The organism is Streptococcus mitis (genome assembly GCF_001579035.1).
Lineage (GTDB): Bacteria > Bacillota > Bacilli > Lactobacillales > Streptococcaceae > Streptococcus > Streptococcus mitis_J.
Genome location: NZ_KQ970330.1, coordinates 1 through 390, shown reverse-complemented (window position 1 = coordinate 390; position 390 = coordinate 1). Strand labels below are relative to the sequence as shown.

The window sequence follows — 390 nt, the reverse complement described above, 5'->3', positions numbered from 1 at the left end:
AAGGTAACGAGTATGGATTTTATGTTCCATGGTATGTCTAACATAACTAACTTAGATGTGACGCATTTTGACACAAGTAAAGTAACGCGTATGAATGCTATGTTCTTTGCTATGTCTAACATAACTAACTTAGATGTGACGAATTTTGACACAAGTAAAGTAACGAATATGGCTTATATGTTCGGTAATATGTCTAACATAACTAACTTAGATGTGACGCATTTTGACACAAGTAAAGTAACGGATATGACTGGTATGTTCCATGGTATGTCTAACATAACTAACTTAGATGTGACGCATTTTGACACAAGTAAAGTAACGAATATGGGTGATATGTTCCATGGTATGTCTAACATAACTAACTTAGATGTGACGAATTTTGACACAAGT

The 390-nt window shown here is 33.8% G+C and carries 1 protein-coding gene and 1 pseudogene; both read left to right on the top strand.

Annotated features, from left to right (window positions below; genetic code table 11):
• Positions 1-12: 12 nt before the first annotated feature.
• Positions 13-186: pseudogene (locus SMIDD26_RS13550) on the top strand (BspA family leucine-rich repeat surface protein); the annotation flags it as partial.
• 3 nt (positions 187-189) lie between these two features.
• Positions 190-390 (top strand): BspA family leucine-rich repeat surface protein (locus SMIDD26_RS13430; protein WP_246747046.1); only part of this gene is annotated, 201 nt, incomplete at its 3' end.